General features: G+C 72.8%; 17 protein-coding genes and 1 tRNA gene. 10 read left to right on the top strand and 8 right to left on the bottom strand.

The window, feature by feature from the left end; genetic code table 11:
* Positions 1-190: 190 nt before the first annotated feature.
* Complete coding sequence (locus ABZ272_RS00195) at positions 191-775, bottom strand: TetR family transcriptional regulator (RefSeq protein ID WP_355047668.1); 585 nt, start codon at positions 773-775, stop codon at positions 191-193.
* A 140-nt stretch (positions 776-915) separates the two neighbouring features.
* Here ABZ272_RS00195 and ABZ272_RS00190 point away from each other — a divergent pair, with 140 nt between their 5' ends.
* Complete coding sequence (locus ABZ272_RS00190) at positions 916-1,752, top strand: IS5 family transposase (protein ID WP_355047667.1); 837 nt, start codon at positions 916-918, stop codon at positions 1,750-1,752.
* A 45-nt stretch (positions 1,753-1,797) separates the two neighbouring features.
* Here ABZ272_RS00190 and ABZ272_RS00185 read toward each other — a convergent pair whose 3' ends face one another.
* The 3 genes from ABZ272_RS00185 to ABZ272_RS00175 form a co-directional block, all read right to left on the bottom strand.
* Positions 1,798-3,249: an aldehyde dehydrogenase gene (locus tag ABZ272_RS00185; protein ID WP_355047666.1), complete on the bottom strand. Its 1,452-nt coding sequence runs from the start codon at positions 3,247-3,249 to the stop codon at positions 1,798-1,800.
* Between the two features lie 55 nt (positions 3,250-3,304).
* Complete coding sequence (locus ABZ272_RS00180) at positions 3,305-4,186, bottom strand: SDR family NAD(P)-dependent oxidoreductase (protein ID WP_355047665.1); 882 nt, start codon at positions 4,184-4,186, stop codon at positions 3,305-3,307.
* A 101-nt stretch (positions 4,187-4,287) separates the two neighbouring features.
* A complete protein-coding gene (locus tag ABZ272_RS00175) occupies positions 4,288-5,127 on the bottom strand; it encodes an oxidoreductase (protein ID WP_355047664.1) in 840 nt (279 codons plus the stop codon).
* A gap of 169 nt (positions 5,128-5,296) precedes the next feature.
* Here ABZ272_RS00175 and ABZ272_RS00170 point away from each other — a divergent pair, with 169 nt between their 5' ends.
* Positions 5,297-5,842 carry a helix-turn-helix domain-containing protein gene (locus ABZ272_RS00170; RefSeq protein WP_355047663.1) on the top strand — a complete coding sequence of 182 codons (546 nt, stop codon included), beginning with the start codon at positions 5,297-5,299 and terminating at the stop codon, positions 5,840-5,842.
* A gap of 113 nt (positions 5,843-5,955) precedes the next feature.
* A complete protein-coding gene (locus ABZ272_RS00165; protein WP_355047662.1) occupies positions 5,956-6,390 on the top strand; it encodes a hypothetical protein in 435 nt (144 codons plus the stop codon).
* Here the strand turns inward: ABZ272_RS00165 and ABZ272_RS00160 are convergent.
* Positions 6,372-6,455 (bottom strand) — tRNA-Leu (locus ABZ272_RS00160). The two genes, ABZ272_RS00165 and ABZ272_RS00160, sit on opposite strands and share 19 nt — an antisense overlap.
* A gap of 209 nt (positions 6,456-6,664) precedes the next feature.
* Here ABZ272_RS00160 and ABZ272_RS00155 point away from each other — a divergent pair.
* From ABZ272_RS00155 to ABZ272_RS00135, 5 genes are all read left to right on the top strand, one after another.
* Positions 6,665-9,520, top strand: coding sequence for a tetratricopeptide repeat protein (locus tag ABZ272_RS00155; RefSeq protein ID WP_355047661.1), 2,856 nt, complete (start codon positions 6,665-6,667; stop codon positions 9,518-9,520).
* A 200-nt stretch (positions 9,521-9,720) separates the two neighbouring features.
* Positions 9,721-12,345, top strand: a complete 2,625-nt coding sequence (locus tag ABZ272_RS00150) for a fibronectin type III domain-containing protein (RefSeq protein ID WP_355047660.1) — start codon at positions 9,721-9,723, stop codon at positions 12,343-12,345.
* A 27-nt stretch (positions 12,346-12,372) separates the two neighbouring features.
* Entirely contained in the window at positions 12,373-13,368 is a 996-nt protein-coding gene (locus ABZ272_RS00145) for a MoxR family ATPase (protein ID WP_355047659.1), read from the top strand.
* A 14-nt stretch (positions 13,369-13,382) separates the two neighbouring features.
* On the top strand, positions 13,383-14,537 hold the full coding sequence (locus ABZ272_RS00140; RefSeq protein WP_355047658.1) for a DUF58 domain-containing protein: 1,155 nt from the start codon (positions 13,383-13,385) through the stop codon (positions 14,535-14,537).
* 65 nt (positions 14,538-14,602) lie between these two features.
* A complete protein-coding gene (locus tag ABZ272_RS00135) occupies positions 14,603-16,882 on the top strand; it encodes a transglutaminaseTgpA domain-containing protein (protein WP_355048235.1) in 2,280 nt (759 codons plus the stop codon).
* A 50-nt stretch (positions 16,883-16,932) separates the two neighbouring features.
* On the opposite strand, the gene ABZ272_RS00130 is transcribed toward ABZ272_RS00135, so the two are convergent.
* Both ABZ272_RS00130 and ABZ272_RS00125 read right to left on the bottom strand, forming a co-directional pair.
* A complete protein-coding gene (locus ABZ272_RS00130) occupies positions 16,933-17,739 on the bottom strand; it encodes an SDR family oxidoreductase (RefSeq protein ID WP_355047657.1) in 807 nt (268 codons plus the stop codon).
* On the bottom strand, positions 17,736-18,719 hold the full coding sequence (locus ABZ272_RS00125) for an LLM class F420-dependent oxidoreductase (protein ID WP_355048234.1): 984 nt from the start codon (positions 18,717-18,719) through the stop codon (positions 17,736-17,738). The genes ABZ272_RS00130 and ABZ272_RS00125 overlap by 4 nt, the downstream gene beginning before the upstream one ends.
* A 154-nt stretch (positions 18,720-18,873) precedes the next feature.
* Here ABZ272_RS00125 and ABZ272_RS00120 point away from each other — a divergent pair, with 154 nt between their 5' ends.
* Positions 18,874-20,094, top strand: coding sequence for a low temperature requirement protein A (locus ABZ272_RS00120; RefSeq protein ID WP_355047656.1), 1,221 nt, complete (start codon positions 18,874-18,876; stop codon positions 20,092-20,094).
* An 89-nt stretch (positions 20,095-20,183) separates the two neighbouring features.
* Positions 20,184-21,047, top strand: a complete 864-nt coding sequence (locus ABZ272_RS00115; RefSeq protein WP_355047655.1) for a DUF1028 domain-containing protein — start codon at positions 20,184-20,186, stop codon at positions 21,045-21,047.
* Here the strand turns inward: ABZ272_RS00115 and ABZ272_RS00110 are convergent, their stop codons facing one another.
* Positions 21,048-21,935, bottom strand: a complete 888-nt coding sequence (locus ABZ272_RS00110; RefSeq protein WP_355047654.1) for a phosphatase PAP2 family protein — start codon at positions 21,933-21,935, stop codon at positions 21,048-21,050.
* Positions 21,936-21,958: the final 23 nt, after the last annotated feature.

Genomic DNA, 21,958 nt, shown 5'->3' with positions numbered 1-21,958 from the left:
CGGGACTGAGGACATGTCACGCGGTTGGAACCCCCAGCACGCCACGCTGCGTGCCGATGGGAGTACTTCATGATGCGGTGTGCCGTCGCGCACCTGCCAACAGGGCGAGCGAGAACGGTTCGAGAAGACGGCTTTCAGCATCATTGCAGCCGAGCAGGTGCCGGCGATCTTCGGCGCCGACGCGTAGGCGTCAGGCCGGCGGGGCGATGACGTTGCGAATGGCCGGGCCGGCCAGGCGCAGGACGTCGTCGAGGTCGGCGTCTGCGATGTGGGGCATGCGCAGCAGGTAGCGCTGTGCGGCGATGCCCATCATCATGGCGCTGGCCAGGGAAGCGCGCAGGTGGGCTTCCGGATCGTCGACGGTCGCAGCGATCGCGTCGACGACCTCGGTGGTGATGTGACGCCGCAGTAGTTCGGCTGCTTCTTCGCTGGTCATGCTCGCGCGCACGAGCACCGCCATCGGGCTGTTCGGGTCGGCGGCCCAGTTGCTCAGCATGCCGTGCATGAAGTTGTGCACGCTCTGCGCCGGATCGTCGGTGGTCAGCTCCGCGATCGGGATGTGCCAGTGCACCGCGGCCCGGAACAGCTGCTGCTTGCTGCCGAAATACTGCAGGATCGACGACTTGTCGACCTCGGCCGCCGCGGCGATCCCACGGATCGTGGTGCGCTCGTAGCCGAGCTCGGCGAACAGGGCGCGAGCGGCCTCCAGTATGCGCCGCCGGGTGCGCTCGCCCTTGCGTTCGCCCTGCGGCGCCTCTGCGGCGGCCTCGGTCATCGTGCAGCACCCTTCCGTACGTCGGCGTCCGATCGTACAAGCCGGCACATCCCTACTTAGAGCGCGTTTGGTTTGCGGGTCGGTCGGGTGTGCCGCACAGCAGGTCCAATCGATGAGCGTGAGTCGGTCGGTAGGCACGCATGGATCGAGTGCGGCGGTACCCCTCTGACCTGACCGACGCCGAGTGGGAGATCATCGAGCCGATGCTGCCGTCCCCGCAGTGGATGGGCAGACCAGAAAAGCATCCCCGGCGGGTCATCATCGACGCCATCTTGTGCGTGGTGCGCACCGGCTGCGCATGGCGGTACCTGCCGGTCGACTTCCCGCCCTGGCAGACCGTGTACGCGCACTTCACCCGGCTGAACAGCCGCGGCGTGACCGAGCGGATCCTGACCGAGCTACGTGAGCAGATCCGGGTGGCTCACGGCCGTGACCCGGAGCCAACGGCGGGGATCATCGATTCGCAGAGCGTGAAGGGCGCCGACACCGTGCCCCGCGACTCCCGCGGCTACGACGCCGGCAAGAAGATCAACGGCCGGAAACGGTTCATCGTCACCGACACCCTCGGCCTGCTGGTCACCGTCTGGGTCCTCGCCGCGTCCTGGCAGGACCGCGACGGCGCCAAAGGAGCCCTGCTCGCCACCTACGCGGCCACGCCCATCCGACACGTCTTCGCCGACTCCGGCTTCGCCGGCCGCCTCGTCGACTGGGCCCGCGACCCGCTACGCACCACCGTCGAGATCGTCCGCAAACCCACCGACCAGAAAGGGTTCGTCGTACACCCCCGCCGCTGGGTCGTGGAGCGGACCCTGGCCTGGGCCACCGCCCACCGCCGCCTGGCCCGCGACTACGAAACCCGCCGCGCAACGTCAGAGGCCATGATCCGATGGGCCGCCCTCGGCGGCATGCTCCGCCGTCTCACCCGAGGCGAACCCGCCACCCGCCAACAACGCCGCACCTTCAACACACCCGACTGACACCAATGTGAAACGCGCTCTCAGGCGAGGCCCTCGCACACGCGATTACCGGGTGCGGGTGATCGACTTATGCTCGACGTAGCCGGTCAGGCCGACCTTGCCGTACTCGCGGCCGAGGCCGCTGGCCTTGTAGCCGCCGAAGGGTCCGTCGAAGCTGATCGGAGAGCCGTTCAACGTGACTGTGCCCGTGCGCAGCCGGCGGGCGACGGCCAGGGCGCGGGCGGCGTCCGTGGACCAGATGCCGCCGGACAGTCCGTACTCGGAGTCGTTGGCGATCCGCACAGCATCGTCATCGTTGTCGTAGGCGATGACGGCCAGGACCGGGCCGAAGATCTCCTCCTGCGCGATGCGCATGCCGTTGTCGACGTCGGCGAATACGGTCGGTGTGACATAGTTGCCGCTCTCCAGGCCTGCCGGGACCTGCGGCCCGCCGGTCACCAGCCGTGCGCCCTCCTCGATGCCGATGTTGATGTAATCAATGACCCGCTGCTGCTGGTCGCGGCGGATCATCGGGCCGATGAAGGTGTCGGCGGCGGAGGGATCGCCGACCTTCAGCGACTCGACCATTTCCTTCACTGCGGCCACGACCTCCTCGTAGCGGCTGCGCGGGGCCAGGATCCGAGTTTGCAGGATGCACGCCTCACCGTTGTTGCCCAGCGAACCGAACCTGAGGCCCTGCATCGCGGCCGCCAGGTCGGCGTCGTCCAGGATCAGGGCGGCGGACTTGCCGCCCAGCTCGAGACCCACACGCTTCAGCTGCTCCCCGGCGATCGCCGCGATCCGCCGTCCGGCGCGGGTCGAACCGGTGAAGGAGATCTTGTCCACGTCGGCGTGCGAGACGAGGTGCTCGCTGGTCTCACGGTCCGCCGGAAGAACACTGAGGACGCCCTCGGGCAGGCCGGCCTCGTGCCACAGGTCCGCCAGCAGCATCATGCTCAGCGAGTTCTCCGGGGAGACCTTCAGCACGACGGTGTTGCCCGCCAGCAGAGCCGGGATCAGCTTCGCGGTGGCGGCGGAGAACGGGGAGTTCCACGGGATGACCGCGGCGACCACACCGATCGCCTCGCGCCGCACGATGGTGTCGAAGGCCACCGAAGGGTCGGACGGGGTGACGATTTCCTCCCAGCCGAACTCCTCGGCTGCCTGGAGGTAGGCGTTGGTCTGACGGGTCAGGAATGGCTGACCGATCTTGGTGAACCAGCCCGCCGAGCCGTTCTCGGTCGAGATCGCCGCGGCGATGTCGTCGGCCCGAGCGGTGCGCAGCGCATCGTAGCGACGCACGACCTCCTGGCGCTCTTCGGGCGTGGTGCGCGGCCACGGGCCGTGGTCGAATGCCTCACGCGCCGCAGCGACCGCCCTGTCGATGTCGGCCGGCGCGGCCTGCGCCGCACGGCCGATGACCGACTGGTCGTGGGGCGACCGGATATCGAGCATCAGCTCCGGTGCGCTGGGAGTCACCCAGGAACCACCGATGTAGAGCTTGTCGCGCACAGTCATGTCTGTCATTCCTCAGGTGAAAAGTGGTGGAGGGAAGGGGATGGTGGGGTGGGTATCAGGGCTTGGCCGGGCGGACCATCCGCGCGACCTCGGTGTCGGCGAAATCGCCGAGTCCGTCGCGGTCGGTGGATACGCTGAGTTCGCGCCACGCCGCGTCTTCCGCGGCTCGCGCCGTCGTGATCTGCGGGGCGAGCCAGGCGGCGTCGGAGCCGAGCAGAAGCCGCATCGGCGGTGCCGGCTCTTCGGTGAGCCTCAGGATCGCGGCGGCCATCTTGGCCGGGTCGCCCCGCTGCACGTCGGGGTTGTTGCTGTAGGTGCGGGCGAAGGCGCCGACCGTTTCCTCGTACTCGGGGTGGATGTCCGGCACCGTCATCGGGGCGACTGCCCACGGGGTTCGGATTCCGCCAGGTTCCACCAAGGTGACGCGGATCCCGATGGGGGCTACCTCGCGGGCCAGGATCTCGGTGAAACCGCCCAGCGCCCACTTGGATGACTGGTAGGCGCTCAGACCGGGCTGGTTGCGCCGGCCGCCGATGGTGGAGACGTTGATGATGCTGCCAGAACGACGCGGGCGCATCACCGGCAGGACGGCGCGCACCGTGTTGACCGCACCGAAGAAGTTGACGTCGACATCGCGGTGGAAATCGTCGTCGGACATGTCCTCGATCGAACCGACAGTTCGGGCACCGGCGCTGTTCACCAGCACATCGACCGCGCCGAAATCGGCGACCGCGCAGGCGACCGCAGCACGGGCGGAGTCCGGATCGGTGACGTCCATGATGCGTACGCGCAACCGGTCGCGGTACTCGTCAGGTACAGATACGCCGTGGGGCGCGAGGTCGGTCGCTACTACGTTGTGGCCGGCGGCGAGGGCGGCCTCGACGACCCGGCCGCCCAGTCCCCCCGCCGCGCCGGCTATCAAAAAGGTCTTGATCATTGCGTTCATCCCTTTGGCGGCGAACTGGGGCGCGCTCGCGGAGCGGGGCAGGTATGCGGCGCGCATTGACCGGCCCCGTTCCCCAGCCACCACGGTGTCGGTCAGGCGGTGGGGTAATCCGTGGACCGGCTCACCTTGGCCCACGAGTTGGCTTCCGCTATACGGCCTTCCTCTGAGCTGATCGCGATTCCTAGCGCGTCGCTGCCGAGCAGCAGCCGGCGCGGAGGCTCCGCGGCGTCCACAGTGTCGACGATGGCGCGGGCCATGCGGTGCGGGTCGCCGGGCTCGTTCCCGGCATACTGCGCGAATCGATCCAGCCACGCGCCAACCGTCTGCTCGTAGTCAGGCGTGATGGGACCGGAGGGCTCGGCGGCCCCGGTGGCCCAGCCGGTGCGGATACCACCCGGCTCGACGATGGTGACCTTGATGCCCAAGGGGGCCACTTCGTTGGCGAGGACCTCGGAGAAGCCCTCCACAGCAAACTTCGCCGTCTGGTAGGCACCCAGGCCAGGGGTGCCGCCCACCCGGCCGCCGATCGAGGAGATCTGCACGATGTGCCCGGAGCGCTGGCCGCGCATCACGGGTAGGACCGCCCTCGTCACATTGACCACGCCGTACAGGTTCGCCTCGACCTGCGCGCGGAATTCCTCCTCGGGAAAATCCTCGATCGAGCCGCTGGTGGCGTAGCCCGCGTTGTTGACCACCAGGTCGATGGAGCCGAACCGCTGCACCGCCGCGGCGACCACCTCTCGGGCCTGCGCCGGGGAGGTGACGTCGAGCGCGACGGTCGCGAGACGCTCGGGGTGCTCTGCCACCAGGGAAGCCAGCGCTTCCGGCTTGCGGGAAGTCGCCACTACTCGGTCGCCGGCCTCCAGCGCTGCGAGCACCAGTGCCTTGCCCAGGCCCTGCGAGCCACCGGTGATCAGCCAAGTCCTTGTCATCGTACGTATCCTCTCGCTTGTCATTCCTCGCCGCCCGAAGCGGGCAGCAACACAACCGTAGAGTTACGGTCGCTAAATGCAACAGCGATGAGGCGATAATATTCTGTTCCACAGCTCACACGTAGAAGCTCGCCGGGTAGCTGAAACAGTCGAGTATGATCGCAGCACCATGAGAGCCGATGCCGCCCGTAACCTAGATGCCGTCCTCCGCGCCGGAGCTCGACTTCTGGCCGAGGACCCCGGCACCTCCATGTCAGCCGTCGCCGCTGCCGCCGGAGTGGACCGCACCACCCTGCACCGCCGCTTCGCGAACCGCGAAGCCCTGCTCAGCGCCGTCTTCCAGGCCAAGCTCGACTCCGCCGAAAACGTCCTCGACGAGGCCCGCCTGACCGAGGCCCCCGTGCCCGTCGCCCTGCACCGCTACGTGGAGGGAATCGTCCCCGTCAGCCGCGAATGGCCTCTCGACACTCGCCGCATGATGCAGAACGACCCTGCCGCCAGCATCCGCCGCCAGGAGCAGAGCGCCCGAGTCGACGCCTTCATCCGCCGATCACGAGACGAGGGATACCTCCGCGTCGACGTGGACATGACCTGGGCGCGAACGGTCCTCGACCAACTCGTCGACGCCGCAGCCCACCAGTTCCCCACCCTGACGCCACCGCAAGCCGCCGACCTCGTCGTAGCCACCTTCATGAACGGCCTCGGCGCGGCCTGACGGGGGTCTGTGGATCTAACGGTGCTTCCGGCCTGACCCGCTAGGCGTTGCAAGTTCGAGCACTCGTTCAAAGTTCGTGACGGGCGCCGTGCTCGTCGAGAAGGAAGTACTTGGTGCAGATGCCGGTGGCCGAGGCCCAACCCCTCACCCATCCGCCCACAACGGGCACCACAGCCCAAACGATCATCACCGAGTGCGACGCCAAACTGGAGCGCTACCGCGCCGCTCTCGACGCTGGCGCCGACCCGGCCGTGGTCACCGCCTGGATCGCCCAAACCCAGGCCGAACGCACCCACGCGGAAGCCGAACTACGCGCCATCGAGGGCGCCACCCCGCGCCGGATGACCCGAGCAGAGATCACCGCCCTGGTGATCGCGCTCGGCGACATCACTACCGTGCTCCGCGACGCCGACCCAGCCGACAAGGCCGAGGTCTACCGGCAACTCGGGCTCCGGCTCAACTACCAGCCGGAAACGCAAACGGTGCGCGCCGAAGTCAATCTCAGCGCGCACCGTGGGGCAATGGTTCGTGTCCGAGGGGGGACTTGAACCCCCACGCCCTATACGGGCACTAGCACCTCAAGCTAGCGCGTCTGCCATTCCGCCACCCGGACCTGCTCGTTCAGCCTACCTCGCCGACCCAGATGATCTTGCATCCGAAGGCCGGCCCAGCGGGCCGCACGGGGAGTTACTGTACACGGCGCCCGTGGATCATGCACATCACCCTCCCGTCGCTGCTCACAGCGCCACCCAGGGTCACGAGAGTTGGCGTGTAGCGCGACCCCGGCTAGCGTCGGCGGCCCTGTGACGGCAGCATTGCCCTGTGTCCCATCCCTCTCCTCTGGCCGCCGTACAGCAACGGGCCCTCGCGCTGCGCGCGGCGGGCGACCACGACGCCGCCCGGACGTTGCTCGCGGACGCCGTCGGGTCCGCCAGTCCGCCGTACGGCGAGGATCATCCCGAGACGTTGCACACCGCTCACCTGTTGGCCCGCCTGCATCGCGAGGCCGACGACCCGCTCGCCGCCCGCCGGGTGCTCGAGGAGGCCTTCGCGGCGGGCGAGCGGCGCTGGGACCATTCCGAACCGACGATGCTCGCGCTCGCCTTCGAGCTGGCGGAGGTCGCCGAGGAGTTGGGTAACCGGCACGAGGCCCGCCGCAACTACACCAGGGTCGCCAGCGCCGGCCCCGCGGCGCTCGGGGAGAACCACCCGGTCGTACGCGCCGCCCGTGACTACCTCGGCGCGGCCAGCCCTGCCGCCGAGCAGACGTACGTCGGGCCGCCGACCTCCGCCACCTCGTCCGACTCCGGGGCCCGGTCGGCGCTCTCCGGCCCGACGCTGTCTCTGGCGACCCTGGCCGCGATGCGCCCGACAACGGACGGTCCGCCACCGCCCGCGTCGCCCTGGGCGCCGCAGCCTTCGCCGACCCCTGCCGGTCCGACGCGGCCCGCGTCGGCCGTCCCCCCGGTGCCGGCCGCACCGCCGATGCCGCCCCGCCAGCGGGTCGAGCAGCAGGCGGTCGCACCCCGGCCACTGGCCGACCCACCACCTGGGGTGGCCGCCCAGCCCACGCCACACCCCCGGCAGCAGCCTCCACCCGCGCCGCCGCGCCAGCGCACGAACGACGCGCCGGTCCGCCCGACCTCCGGCGGGCCGCAGACACCGCCCACGGCCGGACCGCCCGCTACCGCGCAGCGGCCCACCGCGCCGACCTCCGCCGGGCCGCACCCCAGCCCCCTGCCAGCGCCGCGGTGGGATGACCCCACGATTCAGGTACGGCAGATCGAGCCCCTGCTGGCCGAGGAGGCGGCTCGGCTCGCGACGGCAGGGCCGAGTGGCACGGCCGTCACGGCAGCAGGTCCGGCACCGTCCGGATTGATCCCGACGACGATCAGTCCGGCGGGCACGCCCACGCACCACGCACCCGCGACGCCCGCCACACCGCCGCTGCCGGTCCCCGGACCTCCCCTGCCCTCGGCGCCGGCCTCCGGACCAGCCGCGCCACCCGGCCGCCCGGTGTCCGCTCCGCCCGGGTACGACCATCCCGTCTCCGGGCCGCCCCACCCGGTGTCCGGGCTGCCCTCCAACCCGGTGTCCGGACCTCCCGGCCACGCCTACCCCGTGTCCGGTCCCCCGGCCTCGGCGTTCCCGACGTCCGGACCCCCTCACCCGGTGTCCGGCCCTCGGGCCCAGGCGTTCCCGGTCTCTGCACCACCGCACCCCGTGTCCGGGCCCCCAGACCCGGCGTTCCCGACGTCCGCACCACCGCACCCCGTCTCCGGGCCCCCAGACCCGGCGTTCCCGACGTCCGCACCACCGCACCCCGTCTCCGGCCCCCCGGCCCAGACGTTCCCGATGTCCGCACCGCCGTACCCCGTCTCCGGCCCCCCGGCCCAGACGTTCCCGATGTCCGCACCGCCGTACCCCGTCTCCGGCCCTCCGGGCTCGGCGTTCCCGGTGTCCGGGCCGCCCGGTCTCCCCGTGTCGGCACCACCTGGGCAGAGCCAGCCCGTCTCCGGACCACCCGGCCAGCACTACCCTGTGTCCGCACCACCCGGCCACAGCCAGCCGGTGTCGGCGCCTCCCGTGAGCGCGCCGCCGTGGGGACTGACCGCCCCGCCGTGGAGCAGCAGCGCGCCTCCGCAACCGCTACCCGCGTCGAATGCCGACGCCCCTGGGTTGGCGGACGTCCGGCCCACACCGGTCGCTGACGACATGCCGGGCTCACCGGCCACCGGTGACGGCCAGGCGGGCGCGCCCGAGCGGCCCGGACCGGGCGCGCTGTCGGCCCGACCCGGCGAAGCGTCAGGTTTCGCGGCCGCGTCGACGGAGGTGTTTCCGGCCGTCGGGCCGTCGACCCCTCAGCTGGGCAGGCCCGACGTCGGAGATCTGGCGACCCCACCCGACTGGGCACCGAACCTCGAACCGGCCCCGACGACGCCTGTCGTCCCGATCCCGACCGAGCACAGCGGACCGGGAGCCGTCCCGGGTGGACACGGCGACCCGGCGCACTTCACCGGCGGGCCTGGCGGCTCGGCGTCGACTCCGGTGGACGATCTGGTGCCGGGCCTGGCCGCGCCCTACGACCCGCCGGTCCCGCCCGCCTACCCGGCCGCCGAGCAGTACCCGGCCGGCCCGCGGTACCCGGCGCAGCACGTCCCGGCCAGCCACGAGGTGTACCCGGGGCAGTACTACCCGCAGGAGGCGTACGCGCCGTCGTACCCCGATGGAACCGGCTCGACGGGCCGCAACCGGGCGACGGTGATCGGCGCGGCGGTGGCCGCCGGGGTTGCCCTGGTGGCGGTCGCGGGCCTGGGCGCGGTGGTGTTGAGCCGTGACGACGCGCCGCCGCCGTCCGGGACACCGGTGACGGTGGCACCGGCGACGACCGGTCCCCCTCCCGGCGACCTGAAGCTGAGCGACGACGCGGTGACGATCACGCTGAGCTGGACGGATCCGTCCGGGGGCACGGTGCCGTTCATGGTCGCGGGTGGGCGGGCCGGATCGGCGCTCGGGGTGATGGCGACAGTGGAGCCGGGGCGGACCCGCCACACGGTCAACGGGCTCAGCTCCCGGGTGGACTACTGCTTCACGGTGCTGGCCGTCTACTCGACGGACAGCTTCGCCACCTCGGGTCAGGTGTGCACGGATCGTGAGCGGTCGACACCGCCGAGCTGAGCACGCGCCGGCGAGCTGGTCATCGTCGGATTGACGATTGTGGAGCTGAGCTGGGCGTCCGCCGCGCACGCTCGGTATCCACAGGGGTGACGGTGCGGGTTCCCCCGTTCCCGGCCGGGCCATATGATGGCACCCGGCTCAGGGGAGGGGTCGCCGCGAGGCGTACGCCACCTGCCACGACTCAGGGAAGGCAGCCGGCTGTGGCCAGCATCGACGACGCCGAGCGGACCGACGCCCCCCGTTCCCGGTCCCGACTGCGAGGCGGGCTCGTGACGGTGGGCACGGTCACCGCGCTGCTGGCCGCCATGGGGCTGACCGTCCTGGGGTTGGGCGCGGCGGACAACGCGGTGGCCAACTACGACGCGAGTTCCTGGCTGTGGAGCGGGGTGCGCAGCGAGCTGGCCCGGGTCAACGGGGTGACGGCCCGGGTGGACACCCGCACCGAGATTCCGGGCGCCCGTCGGCACCCGATGCAGGTCGCCCAGACCGACCGGCTGCTGATCCTGCGGGACCTGCAGACCGGGCAGATCAGTTCACTGGACCTCGCCACCTTGCAGCTCACGGCGACCACGCCGACCACGCCCGGCCTGGGTGTGAGCGTCGCCCTGCACGAGGACGCGGCGTTCGTCGTCGACGCGGTGCAGGGCATCGTGCGGCAGCTCGACCCCCGCTCGTTGAGCCCGGTGGGTGAGCCGGTGCGCTATCCGCCGGGCATCACCGGTGGCGCGTTCGATGGCGAGGGCCGGCTCTGGATCGCGGTGCCCAGCGAGGGCACGGTCTCGGCGGTCACCGCCGCGAAGCTGCCGTCCGCGCCGGCTTCGGCCGCGCCGGTCGGCGGAGGGCTCAGCCCGGAGCGGGTCGAGACGTACGACGTCGCCGATCCCAGCCACGAGTTGCAGGTCTCCACGCTGGACGACGGGGTGGCGGTGCTGGACCGGACGGCCGGAAAGCTGGTGCGGGTACAGCGCGGCGAGGTGCGCCCGACGCCGTTGACGCTGCCCGGCCGGGCGGCGGTGCCGGCGCGCACGTCGGGGCCGCGGGTGCCGGTGACGGTGCCGGCCGAGCGGCGGGTGCTGGTGGTGGGTGACGTCGGTGCGGAGCGGACGTTCACGGTGCCGGGCAGCGGCGACCGGTTGAGCCCGGCGGTGGCGTGGGCCGACCGGTTCTACTGCGCCGACGAGGCCACCGGCACCATCTACTCCTTCGATGTGGGCGGCCAGTTGGTCGACACCATCAAGGGCAAGGCGACCGGACCGTTGGAGATGGAGGTCCGGGAGAACCACCTGTTCATCAACTCCCCCGACTCGGCGACGGCTCGGGTGGTGGACGACAAGCACCAGGTGCGCGAGGTCGACAAGTACGCCAACGACGTGTTGGGCGGTGACCCGCCGCCGGCGCCCCCGCCGCCGCCTCCGCCGAAGAAGCCCCGGGTGAGCAAGCCGAGCGCGCCGCGCAGCGTCACGGCCGCCGCCGGCAACGCCCAGGCCCGGGTGAGTTGGCGGCCGGCCGCCGCGAACGGCGCGGAGATCATCAAGTACGTCGTGCAGGGTGCCGGTCAGCGCCTGGAGGTGGGCGCCAACCAGCGCGCGGTCGAGGTGAAGGGGTTGACCAACGGCGAGACGTACCGGTTCGCGGTGCACGCCGTGAACGCCAAGGGTGACGGCCCGCCGCGCAGCAGCAACCCGGTCACCCCGACCGCCGCGGTGCCCGATCCGCCGGCCAGCATCACGGCGCAGGAGCGGCCGGACGGCACGGTGGTGGTGAAGTGGCCGGCCGCGAACGCCCAGGGCAACAAGATCGCCAAGTACGCGGTGACGGCCACGTCGGCGGGTACGAACGCGCCAGCCGGCGAGTCGACGAAGACCGAGCTGGTGGTGCCGGCCGGTGAGTTGGAGTACGGGACCCAGTACGCGTTCACCGTCGTGGCGGTCAACGACAAGGGCGCCGGTTCGGCGGCCTCGCCGGTCAGCAACACGGTGGTGCCGTTCGCGGCGCCGGGTCGTCCGCTGGACCTGCAGGCCGGTACGGTCGCCGACCAGCCGGGCGCGGTCACGGTGCAGTGGTCGCCGGCCGAGGCGAACGGTCGACCGGTGACGAAGTACCAGGTGGACGTCGGTGGCAAGACCACCGAGGTGACCGAGACCCGCACCACCGTCACCGGTCTGGGCAACGGCCAGAACGTCACGGTGAAGGTGAACGCGGTCAACGAGGCCGGGCCGGGCCCGGAGGCCACCGCCACGGCCCGCACGGTCGCGGCGCCCCGGGTGACCGTGACCGGCTCGTCGGCGACGGCGACGGGAGCGACCGTCACGTTCACCGTGGACGCGGGCGGCGGCAGGGCCACCTGCTCGCTGAGCACGTCGGGTGAGCCGGCGAAGGCCGGGGCGTGTTCCAGCATCACGATGACGGGCCTGACGCCGGGAACGGCGTACACGTTCACGGTGACGGCGACCAACGCGGCCGGCAAGACCACCGCGACGCGGGCCCAGGCCACCCAGGCGCTGTACGGGATCGCGACGTGCAACAACGGCCCGGACGGCGACCAGCGGACCTACTGCAACGCGGAGGTCGACGGCCGCAACGGCAACGAGATCTTCTCCGTGACCCGGCAGGACAACGACAAGCAGGTGGGCTGGGCCAAGCCCGGCCGCCGGCTCCAGGCGTACTGCAAGAAGGCCGGCGAGGACGTCGACTCCTGGATCTACAACGACCAGAAGCGCAGCACCTGGTGGGTGCAGGTCAACTTCGAGGGGAAGAACTACATTCCCTGGGCCTGGCTCAACCTGGAAGGCGGCGACAACATCAACGTCCTGCCCACCTGCTGAACCACCAGGCGAGGAGCACCACCGACCGTGAACACCCACGAGCCGCTCACCCAACCGGAGGTCCAGGGCTTCGCCGCCCTGGCCGCCCGGCTGGCCGAGAACGTCAACGCCGTGGTGCTCGGCAAGCCGCAGGTGGTCCGGCTGGCGCTGACGGCGCTGTTCGCCCAGGGGCACGTGCTGCTGGAGGACGTGCCGGGGGTCGGTAAGACGACGCTGGCACGGGCCATCGCCGCGACCGTGCAGGGTCAGTGGCGGCGCATCCAGTTCACCCCGGACCTGCTCCCATCGGACGTGTCCGGCGTGACGATCTTCAACCAGGCGAGCAGGGAGTTCGAGTTCCACCCGGGGCCGGTGTTCGCCAACATCGTCATCGCCGACGAGATCAACCGGGCGTCGCCCAAGACGCAGTCGGCGCTGCTGGAGGTGATGGAGGAGCACACCGTCACCGTGGACGGGGTCCGACACCCGGTGCCGGCGCCGTTCCTGGTGGTCGCCACCCAGAACCCGGTGGAGATGGACGGTACGTACCGGCTGCCGGAGGCGCAGCTCGACCGTTTCCTCGTGAAGCTGTCCGTCGGCTACCCGGACGAGGCGGTCGAGGTGGAGGTGCTGCGCGGCGCGACGGTCCGCTCCCCCGAGGCGCTCGTCCCGGTCACCGACACGGCGACCGTCGGGGAGATGGTCCGGATGGCGCGCCGGGTGCACATCGCCGAGCCGCTGTACGCGTACGCGGTCCGGCTGGCCGCCGCGACCCGCACCCATCCGCAGGTACGCGTCGGGGTCAGCCCTCGGGGTGTGATCGCGTTGACGCGGGCGGCGTGCTCGTACGCGCTGATCGACGGGCGGGGCTGGATCATGCCGGAGGACCTGAAGGCGCTCGCCGAGCCGGTGTTCGCACACCGGCTGCTGCTGACCCCCGACGCGCAGGTGCGCGGGATGACCGCCGCGGAGGTGCTGCGTCAGGCGGTCGCGTCGGTGCCGGTGCCGCTGCCGTCGGGGCAGCCGGCCCCGGTGCAGGGCTGACCGGCAGCAGCGCCATGGGGATCACCGCCCGAGGGGTCGGGCTGCTCGTCGCCGCCGTCGTGTTGCTGGGGACCGGTTTCCGGTTCGCGTACCCCGAGTTGACGTTGCTGGGGGCGGCGGCCGGCGCGGCCGTCGGCTACGCGGCGCTGACGGCGGCCTGGCGGCCCCGGCTGGTGGTCGCGCGTCGGGCCGACCCGGACCGGGTGGCGCGCGGCGAGCCGGCGAGCATGACGCTGACAGTCCGCAACGCCGGCCGGCTGCGCTCGGCGAACCTGCTGGCCGAGGACCGGTGCGGGAGCCGCGCGGTGCCGGTGCCGCTGCTGCGGTTGCGTCCCGGTCGGGACACCGAGGTCCGCTACGACGTGCCGACCGACCGCCGTGGGGTGGTGGCGGTCGGTCCGCTGCGGGTGACCCGGCGGGACCCGCTGGGGCTGGTGGCGCTCGCCCGACCGTACGGGGAGACGGCACCGGTCTGGGTGCACCCTCGGATCCACCCGCTGTCGGCGGTGCCGACCGGCGCGGGGCGCAGCCTCGACGGCCGGGTGGACGGGGTGCCGCACGGGTCGATCACGTTCGACTCGCTGCGGGAGTACGTGGTCGGCGACGAGCTGCGGCGGGTGCACTGGCGCACGAGCGCCCGGGTCGGCGAGCTGATGGTGCGGGAGAACGTGGACACCAGCCTGCCCAGTCTGGTGGTCCTGCTGGACAATCGGGCGGCCGCGCACCCGCACCGCGCGGGCGGGGTGGCCGAGTCGTTCGAGTCCGCGTGCGAGGCGGCGGCGTCGGTCGTAGTCGCCGCGCACCGCGCGGACCTGCCGGTGCGGTTGCTGCTGGTCGGCCCGGAGCCGATCGAGGGCGGGCCGGCCGAGGTGGGGCCGTTGGACCGGCTCGCCGCCGCCGAACTGTCCGACTCCGACGACGCCCTGCGCGCCGTCACCACCCGGCTGCGTCAAGACCGGCTCGGCGACACGCTGATCTTCCTGACCGGCCCCGGTGGGCGGGACGGACTGGGCCACGTCGGCGCGCTGCGCGGCGCGTACCCGTCGGTGGTGGTCGGGGTGTTCGGCGCGGCGGAACCGACGCCGGCGGGCGCGGGCGGCCTGGTGGTGGTCGACGCGGTGGACGGCGCGCAGTTCGCCGCCGAGTGGGACGGGGTGCGTCGGTGGTGACGGGCATCGCGCCGCCGCGGGAGGCGCCGGAGGCGACGGCGGGCGGACCGGGCGCGGCGGGGCGGGTGGTACGGGCGCTGCGGGCGGCCGTCGTGCCACTGACGCTCATCGCGCTCATCGCGCTCGCCGGGGTGGTGCTCGGCCGGGTGTACGCGGGCGACCTGCTGACCCGGCTGGTGATCGGCGCGGCGGTGGGTTCGGTGCTGGTCAGCGTGGCCGCCCGGCGCCTGCCGTCGTGGCTGGTGGCGCCGGTGTCGATGGCGGCGTTGGCCGGGTGGACACTGTGGTCGCTGCGCCTGGCCGCCGCCCGCGCCGACCTGCCGGGCAACCTGTTGGACGTGAGCGCGGACGCGGCGCGCAACGGCATTCCCCGCCTGCTCACCGCGATGATCCCGGTGGAGCCCACTCCGGACACGGTGCTGGTGCCGGTGGTGGCGGCCTGGCTCGCCGGTCTGGCCGGGGCGGAGGTGGCGTTGCGCACCGGCCGGGTGTTGCTCGGCTACCTGCCGGCGGCGGGGCTCTACGCGGCTGCCCTCTACGTGGTCGGCCCGAACGCCGAACCGGCGATCGGCGCGACGGTGGCGTTCGTCGCGGTCGCGGCAATTGGGCTGGCCGCGCCGAACGGGTCGCCGCCGGCCGGCGGCGACCCGGCGGCCGGTCTCGCCCCGGGGGTACGGGCGGCCGTGCGACTTCGGCTGGCCGTGTCGGCGGCGCTCGGCGTCGTCCTGGTGATCGGGCTGGTGGCGCTGCTCGGCCCGGTGGTCGCCGGTCAGGTCGACGGGCGACCGGTCGACCCGCGCCGTTACGTGGAGCCGCCGCAGGTCGAGACGCTCGACGAGAACCCGCTGATCCGGATCTCGGGGTGGGCGCTGCACCCGGAACAGAAGCTCCTCGACGTGAGCACGTCGGGCACCACCGCTCCGGCCGGCGACGCGGACGAGGAGAAGGCGGCCGGGGTGCGGATCCGGCTGGCGGTGCTCAGTGACTACGACGGGATCACCTGGCGGGTCGGCGCGACGTACCGCAACGCGGGGCGGATCCTGCCGGCCACCGCGCCGGCCCGGGACAGCACCGTGCAGACCGTCCGGCAGCAGATCACCGTGGCGGAGCTGACCGGGCGGCTGCTACCGGCCGTGGCGACGCCCCGCGAGGTCAGCGGCGCGCGGGTGGCGTACGACCCGGCGACGGGGACGCTCATCCGGCCGGAGGGGCTGACGCCGGGTCTGCGGTACGAGGTGACGTCGGTCCGGGAGCGCCCGGACAACAACCTGCTGGCGACCGCGAACGTGCCGGCCGGCGAGGAGGTGGCCCGGGTGCTGCGGGTCGCCGACGGTGTGCCGGATCCGCTGCGTCGGCTGGCGACCCAGCTCGCCGAGGAGAACGGCGCCCCGTACGAGCGGGCGGCGGCGATCGAGCAGTTCCTGGCCGAGCACTACCGGGTGGTGGCGGACGCGCCGAGCGGGCACGCGTACCCGAACCTGGCCTTCTTCCTCTTCGGTCCGCGCAACGGTGGCGGGCAGCGGGGAACGTCGGAGCAGTTCGCGGCGGCGTTCGCGGTGCTCGGCCGGCTCTCCGGGCTGCCGACGCGGGTGGTGGTCGGTTTCTCCTCCGGTGGTCAGGGTCCGGTGCGGGCGGGTGACGCGTACGCCTGGCCGGAGGTGCTGTTCGACGGGCTGGGGTGGGTGGCGTTCAACCCGCTGCCCCAACCGGAGAACGAGCCGCGGCCGGTGGAGGAGGATTTCCGCCCCACCCCCGAGGATCCGCCGCCGTCGGAGGTGCCCGCGCCCACCGCGGAGCCGACCGCGTCGCCGGAGCCGGCGGCCGCTGGTGACGGGCCGCCGGCGCGCGGTGGTGTGTCGACGCCGGTGCTGGTCGCGGGGGGCAGCGGGTCGCTGCTGCTGGTGGTGGGGGCCCTGCTGCTCACCCTGCTGGCGATGCGCCGCTCGCTGAGTCGCGGCCGGTTGGTGCGGGGTGACCCCGGCCAGCGCATCGCGGGCGCCTGGCGGGAGGTGACCGACGCGCTGCGGCTGGCCGGTCGGCCGGTCGGCGACGACCTGGCGGCCACCGAGGTGGCCGGACGCGCCCGGCAGGCCCTCGTCGACGCCCGTCACACGGCTGGTTCGCCACCTCAGGTGACGACCGATTCGCCGGTCGACGAGTTGGCGACGCTGCTCAACCAGGTGGGGTTCGCCCCCGGCACGGCGACGGCCGACCAGGCGGCCCGCGCCGCCGAGGTGGCCACCGCCTACGTGACGACGTTGCGGGCGGCCCGTCCCTGGTGGCGTCGTCTGCTCTGGTCGGTCCACCCCGATCCCCTCCGCCGCGCCCGCCGCCTCCGGCGTTGATCAAGAGGTTCGCGTCATCGGTGGACGTCTTTCTGACGCAAACCTCTTGATCAACGCGGAGACTGTCGGGTCGTGAGGCGGCGGATGAGTTTGCGCATGCCGGCCTGCCAGCCGTCGGGGTCCTCGGCGCGACGGCGGGCGTAGTCGGCGACCTCCGGGTGCGGCAGGATCAGGAACCGTTCCTCGGCGAGCCCGGCGATCGCCGCGTCGGCGACCTGGTCCGGGGTGAGCACCGCGCCGGAGGCGGTGATCACCCGGGCGCCGAGGTGCCCCTCGGCGATCCCGTCGGCGAGCATCGGGGTGTCCACCCCCTGCGGGCAGAGGGCGCTGACCCGGATGCCCCGGTCCCGGTAGGTGATGGCCAGCCACTCGGCGAAGCCCACCGAGGCGTGTTTCGTGGCGGTGTACGCGGCGTCGCCCACCGCGGTCAGCACCCCCGCCGCGGAGCAGGTGTGCAGCAGGTGCCCGCCACCGCGGGCGAGCATGCCGGGCAGCACGGCACGGGCCGAGTAGACGTGGGCGAGCACGTTGACCCGCCACGCCCGGTCCCAGCCCGCGTCGTCGACCTCCACTCCCCCGCCGGTGGTGACTCCGGCGTTGGCGCAGAACAGGTCGATGCGGCCGAACCGCCGTTCGGTGTCGTCGACGAGCGCCCGTACCTGGGCCTCGTCGGTGACGTCGACGGCGGCGGCGTGCGCCACCGGGCCGATGCCCTCGGCCACGGCGCGCGCGGCCTCGGCGTCCAGGTCGGCGACGACCACGGCGGCGGCGCCCTCGGCGGCGAAGCGGCGCGCGAGGGCCGCTCCGATGCCACCGGCCCCGCCGGTGACGACCACGATCCGGTCGGTCAGGTTCACGCGGACGCTCCCGCCGGCTCGGCGCCGAGTTGGGCGATGAGGGTCGTCAGCGCGGCGACACCCCCGGCGGTCACCTCCGGGGTGGGCAGCAGCGCGAGGATCGGCACGTCCACGCCGGCTTCGGCGTAGCGCCGCGCCTGGGCCCGACACCGCTCAGGTGAGCCGTGCAGCACCAGGGCGTCGACCACCTCGTCGGGCACGGCCGCACTGGCCGCACGGCGGTCACCGGCGGCCCACGCCTCCCACATCGGCCCGAGCGTCCCGTCGCGGCCGAGCCAGCGGTGGAACTCGGCGTACGCCGGGACCGTCAGGTAGCTGGTGATCAGCCGGCGGCCGAGGGTACGGGCGTACGCGGCGTCCTCGGTGGGGCAGACGAAGATCCGCGCGGCGACCTCGAAGCCGGCCCGGCGCTCGCCCAGCTCGGCCAGGGTTCGCGGCACGTCGTCGGCGCTGAGCCAGTTGAGGATGACTCCGTCGGCCTCGGCGCCGGCCAGCCGGAGCATCCCCGGGCGCAGCGCGGCGAGCAGGATCGGCGGCGGCGCCGTGGGCGGGCGTTCGAGGGCGAACCGGCGCACGGTGAAGGTGTCGTAGACCTCGTCCACCGTCTCACCGCGCAGGGCGGCCCGCAGGAACCGCAGCACGTCCCGGGTACGCCGGAACGGCTCGTCGAACCGCGCCGCGTTCCAGTCCCGCACCAGCACCGGGGAGGACGCGCCGATGCCGAGCGCGAACCGGCCCGGCGCGGCCTCGGCCAGCGCCGCCGCGCTCATCGCGAGCAGCCCGGGCCCACGGGTGAAGACCGGGGTGATCGCGGTGCCCAGCCGTAGCTGCGGCTGCCACGCCGCGGCGAGGGCCAGCGGGGTGAACGCGTCGGTCCCGGCGACCTCGGACGACCACACGTCGGTGAACCCGGATCGCTCGAGGGTCGCGTAGACCCCCTGGTGCTCGGTCAGCGGAACCCCGCCCAACGGCACCGTCATGCCCCATCGATTCGTCACCGATCGATCCTGCCTGGTGACGGCGCCCCTGAGCAAGATCCCCTTAGTGGGCCTAATCGCCGGTTCGCCGCGCCCCGGCCGGCGAAGGGTGTTACCACTGCGAGGTGGACCGGAGCACCGGCGCAGGCCGCTGACCATGGGTTCCAGGGCGGCAGGACACCTGGAGCCGGTCCCGGCGGCGGCCGCGCCCGGTCGGGCGACGTTCCTGGAACTCTTCTTCGACCTGGTGTACGTCTTCGCGCTCACCCGGATCTCCGCGCGGGCGTTCGAGGATCTGAGCCGGGAGCCGGCCCGCGACCACGCCGCGGCGGCGATCACCGGCAGCGGCAAGACGCTGCTGTTGCTGCTGGCGCTCTGGTCGGTCTGGCAGGGCACCGCGTGGACGACCAGCCGCTACGACCCGTACCGAGCGCCGTTGCAGATCGTCGTGTTGACGGCGCTCGTGAGCAGCATGGTGATGGGGGTGGCGGTCCCCCGGGCGTTCTCCGAGACGTCGCTCATGTTCGCCACGGCGTACGTGATCGCGCAGGTGACCCGGCCGGTGATCCTGTCGATCGCGTTGGGGCCGCACCCGTACCGGCGGCTGAAGGTGCGCATGGCGGTGATCTTCGCCGTGACGGGGGTGCTCTGGGTCAGCGGGGCGCTGCTGGAAACCGACACGCAGGTGGTGCTCTGGTCGGTGGCCCTGGCGGCCGAGTACCTGGCCGCACGGTGCGGCTGGCCGGTGCCGGGGCTGGGCCGCTCCACGGTCTCGAAGTGGGAGATCGCGGGCGAGCACCTGGCCGAGCGGTACCAGCAGTTCTTCCTCGTGGCGCTCGGCGAGACGATCCTGGTGGCCGGTTTCGCGTACAGCAAGGGCCCGTACGGGTCGGGGCACATGTGGGCGTTCGCGTTCGCGGTGGCCACGTCGATCATGCTGTGGCGGATCTACGTGCAACGCGCCGGGCAGATCCTGGGCGAGGCGGTGCAGACGGCCCGCCACCCCGCCAACATCGGCCGCTCGGCGGCCGACACTCACCTGATCATGGTGATCGGTCTGGCCGCGACGGCGGTCGGCTACGAGCTGGTGATCGAACATCCACTCGGCCACGCCCCGCCGCCGTGGGTGGTCATGGTGCTCGGCGGACCCGCGCTGTTCCTGGCCGGCCGGGCCCGCTTCGAGTACGAGGTCTTCGGACGGGTGTCGCCGTCCCGGTGGATCGCCATCGGAGTGCTCGCGGCGGCGGCCGTACCGCTGCTGTTCCTGCCGGGGGTGGTCGCCACCGCCACCGGGACGATCGTGCTCGGCGGCGTCGCGGTCGCGGACGCCCGCCGGGCGCGCGGCGCGCCGCCGGAGCCCGCCGCGACGCCGTTCTGAAGCACCGGTGTACGCGACCAGGCCGGTTGGGTCGAGTCTCACAGCCCCTGGCCGGCCGAGGGACCGGACACACGCCCTAGTCTCGGCGGGTGACCTTCTCCCTCGTCGCCCGCTCCGCCGACGGCCGCCGCCACGGCGTCGTCGTGGCCAGCAAGTTCCTCGCCGCCGGAGCGTTGGTGCCGGCGGCGGCGGCAGAGGTCGGCGCGCTGGCCACCCAGGCGCACGTCAACCTCGCCTACCGTCCGCAGGGCCTCGCGTTGTTGCGCTCCGGGGTGGCCGCCGCCGACGTGGTGGCCGGCCTGGTCGCCGCCGACCCCGAGCGGCAGCACCGGCAGCTCGCCGTGGTGGGCGCCAGCGGGCCGGGCGCGAGCTGGACCGGGCCGGCCTGCCACCCCTGGGCGGGCGGACGCGTCGGCGACGGCTGGGCCGCGCAGGGCAACATCCTGGCCGGCCCCGAGGTGGTCGACGCGATGGGCGAGACGTGGCAGGGCGCCTCGACGCTGCCGTTCGCCGAGCGGCTGGTCGCCGCGCTGCGGGCCGGTGACGAGGCCGGCGGGGACCGACGCGGCCGGCAGAGCGCCGGCCTGCTGGTGGTCGAGCGCGGCGGTGGGTACGGCGGCACCAGCGACGTGGTCGTCGACCTGCGGGTGGACGACCATCCGGACCCGGTCGCCGAACTCGGTCGGCTGCTGACCGTGCACACCATGCTGTTCAGCCGGCCCGACCCGGCGACCCTGCTCGACCTGAGCGGCGCGGTCGCCGACGAGGTGGCGGCGCTGCTCACCGCGCTGGGTCACCCGGTGGGCGACGCCGGGCCGGAGGCGGCGCTGGTCTCCTGGGCGGGGCTGGAGAATCTGGAGGAGCGCCTGGTGCCGGGGCGGATCGACCCGGTGGTGCTCACCCACCTGCGGGGCGTCGCCCCGCACGTGCCCGCGCCCCGCCAGGGCGCCTGATCAGCCCTTCACCTTGGGCACCAGCCGGTGCATGACGGTCAACGCCAGCGCCATGACCACCGCCATCGTTCCGGCGATGCCCGCGGCGCTGCCCGCGTACCCGGCGAACAGGGCTCGGCGGCCCAACTCCTCCGGGCCGGTCCCCCGCAGATCCACCAGCCAGGTGAGCGCCAGCCCCGAGGCGATCAGGGCGAGCACTCCGGCGACACCGAGCACGGCAGCGGCGACGCGGTGCGCGTCGCCGGGCTCGATCTGGGCCTGTTCCCGTTGGGTGATCAGCAGGAGCAGCCCGGCCAGCGCCGCCCAGACACCCACCACCAGGTAGGCGGCGACCGCGTCACTGGGCCGGTGCCAACCGGCGGAGAGGGTGGCCACCCCGGCGACGGCGGCGTAGAGCGCGCCGACGAAGGCGCCGACGGCCCGCACCTTGCGGGGCAGGACGAGCATCAGCGCGACCGCCACCGACGCGGCCACGGCGGTGTGCCCACTGGGGAGGCTGTTGCCCACCGCGTCCCGCTCCGGGTCGACGCCGAAGTCGGGGCGGCTCAGCCCGTACTTGAGCAGTTGGGTGGAGACGTTGGCCCCGGCGATGAGCAGGGTCGCGGTGACGGCCAGGGCGATCCGCCCCCGGATGAGCGCGATGAAGCCGATCATCGCGGTGGCGGCGAGCAGCGACACCACCGACATCGCGTTCAGGATCCGGTCCACCGGCCCGTCGATGCGGTCGTGACCGATCTCGTTGCCGGTGAGGGCGACCGTGTCGACCCACTGACCGATCTCGGTGTGCACGGCAACCCGCCACACGGCGAGGAAGGCGGCCCCCTGGACGAGGGCCAGTACGACCAACCAGACCGCGGTCCAACCCCGTGCCGTCGCGCGCATCCGCACACCGTAGCGGCCGGACCGGACCG

Origin of the sequence: Micromonospora sp. NPDC005979 (assembly GCF_040614415.1) — a bacterium.
Classification (GTDB): domain Bacteria; phylum Actinomycetota; class Actinomycetes; order Mycobacteriales; family Micromonosporaceae; genus Micromonospora.
Note: the sequence above shows the minus strand (reverse complement) of the source record. Positions and strands in the feature narration are given on the sequence as shown.

What these genes read in the sequence shown, in the direction of transcription:
- ABZ272_RS00195 (WP_355047668.1), bottom strand. Translation starts at nt 775, where the DNA reads ATGACCGAGGCCGCCGCAGAGGCGCCGCAGGGCGAACGCAAGGGCGAG.
- ABZ272_RS00190 (WP_355047667.1), top strand. Translation starts at nt 916, where the DNA reads ATGGATCGAGTGCGGCGGTACCCCTCTGACCTGACCGACGCCGAGTGG.
- ABZ272_RS00185 (WP_355047666.1), bottom strand. Translation starts at nt 3,249, where the DNA reads ATGACTGTGCGCGACAAGCTCTACATCGGTGGTTCCTGGGTGACTCCC.
- ABZ272_RS00180 (WP_355047665.1), bottom strand. Translation starts at nt 4,186, where the DNA reads ATGATCAAGACCTTTTTGATAGCCGGCGCGGCGGGGGGACTGGGCGGC.
- ABZ272_RS00175 (WP_355047664.1), bottom strand. Translation starts at nt 5,127, where the DNA reads ATGACAAGGACTTGGCTGATCACCGGTGGCTCGCAGGGCCTGGGCAAG.
- ABZ272_RS00170 (WP_355047663.1), top strand. Translation starts at nt 5,297, where the DNA reads ATGAGAGCCGATGCCGCCCGTAACCTAGATGCCGTCCTCCGCGCCGGA.
- ABZ272_RS00140 (WP_355047658.1), top strand. Translation starts at nt 13,383, where the DNA reads ATGGGGATCACCGCCCGAGGGGTCGGGCTGCTCGTCGCCGCCGTCGTG.
- ABZ272_RS00125 (WP_355048234.1), bottom strand. Translation starts at nt 18,719, where the DNA reads ATGACGGTGCCGTTGGGCGGGGTTCCGCTGACCGAGCACCAGGGGGTC.
- ABZ272_RS00120 (WP_355047656.1), top strand. Translation starts at nt 18,874, where the DNA reads ATGGGTTCCAGGGCGGCAGGACACCTGGAGCCGGTCCCGGCGGCGGCC.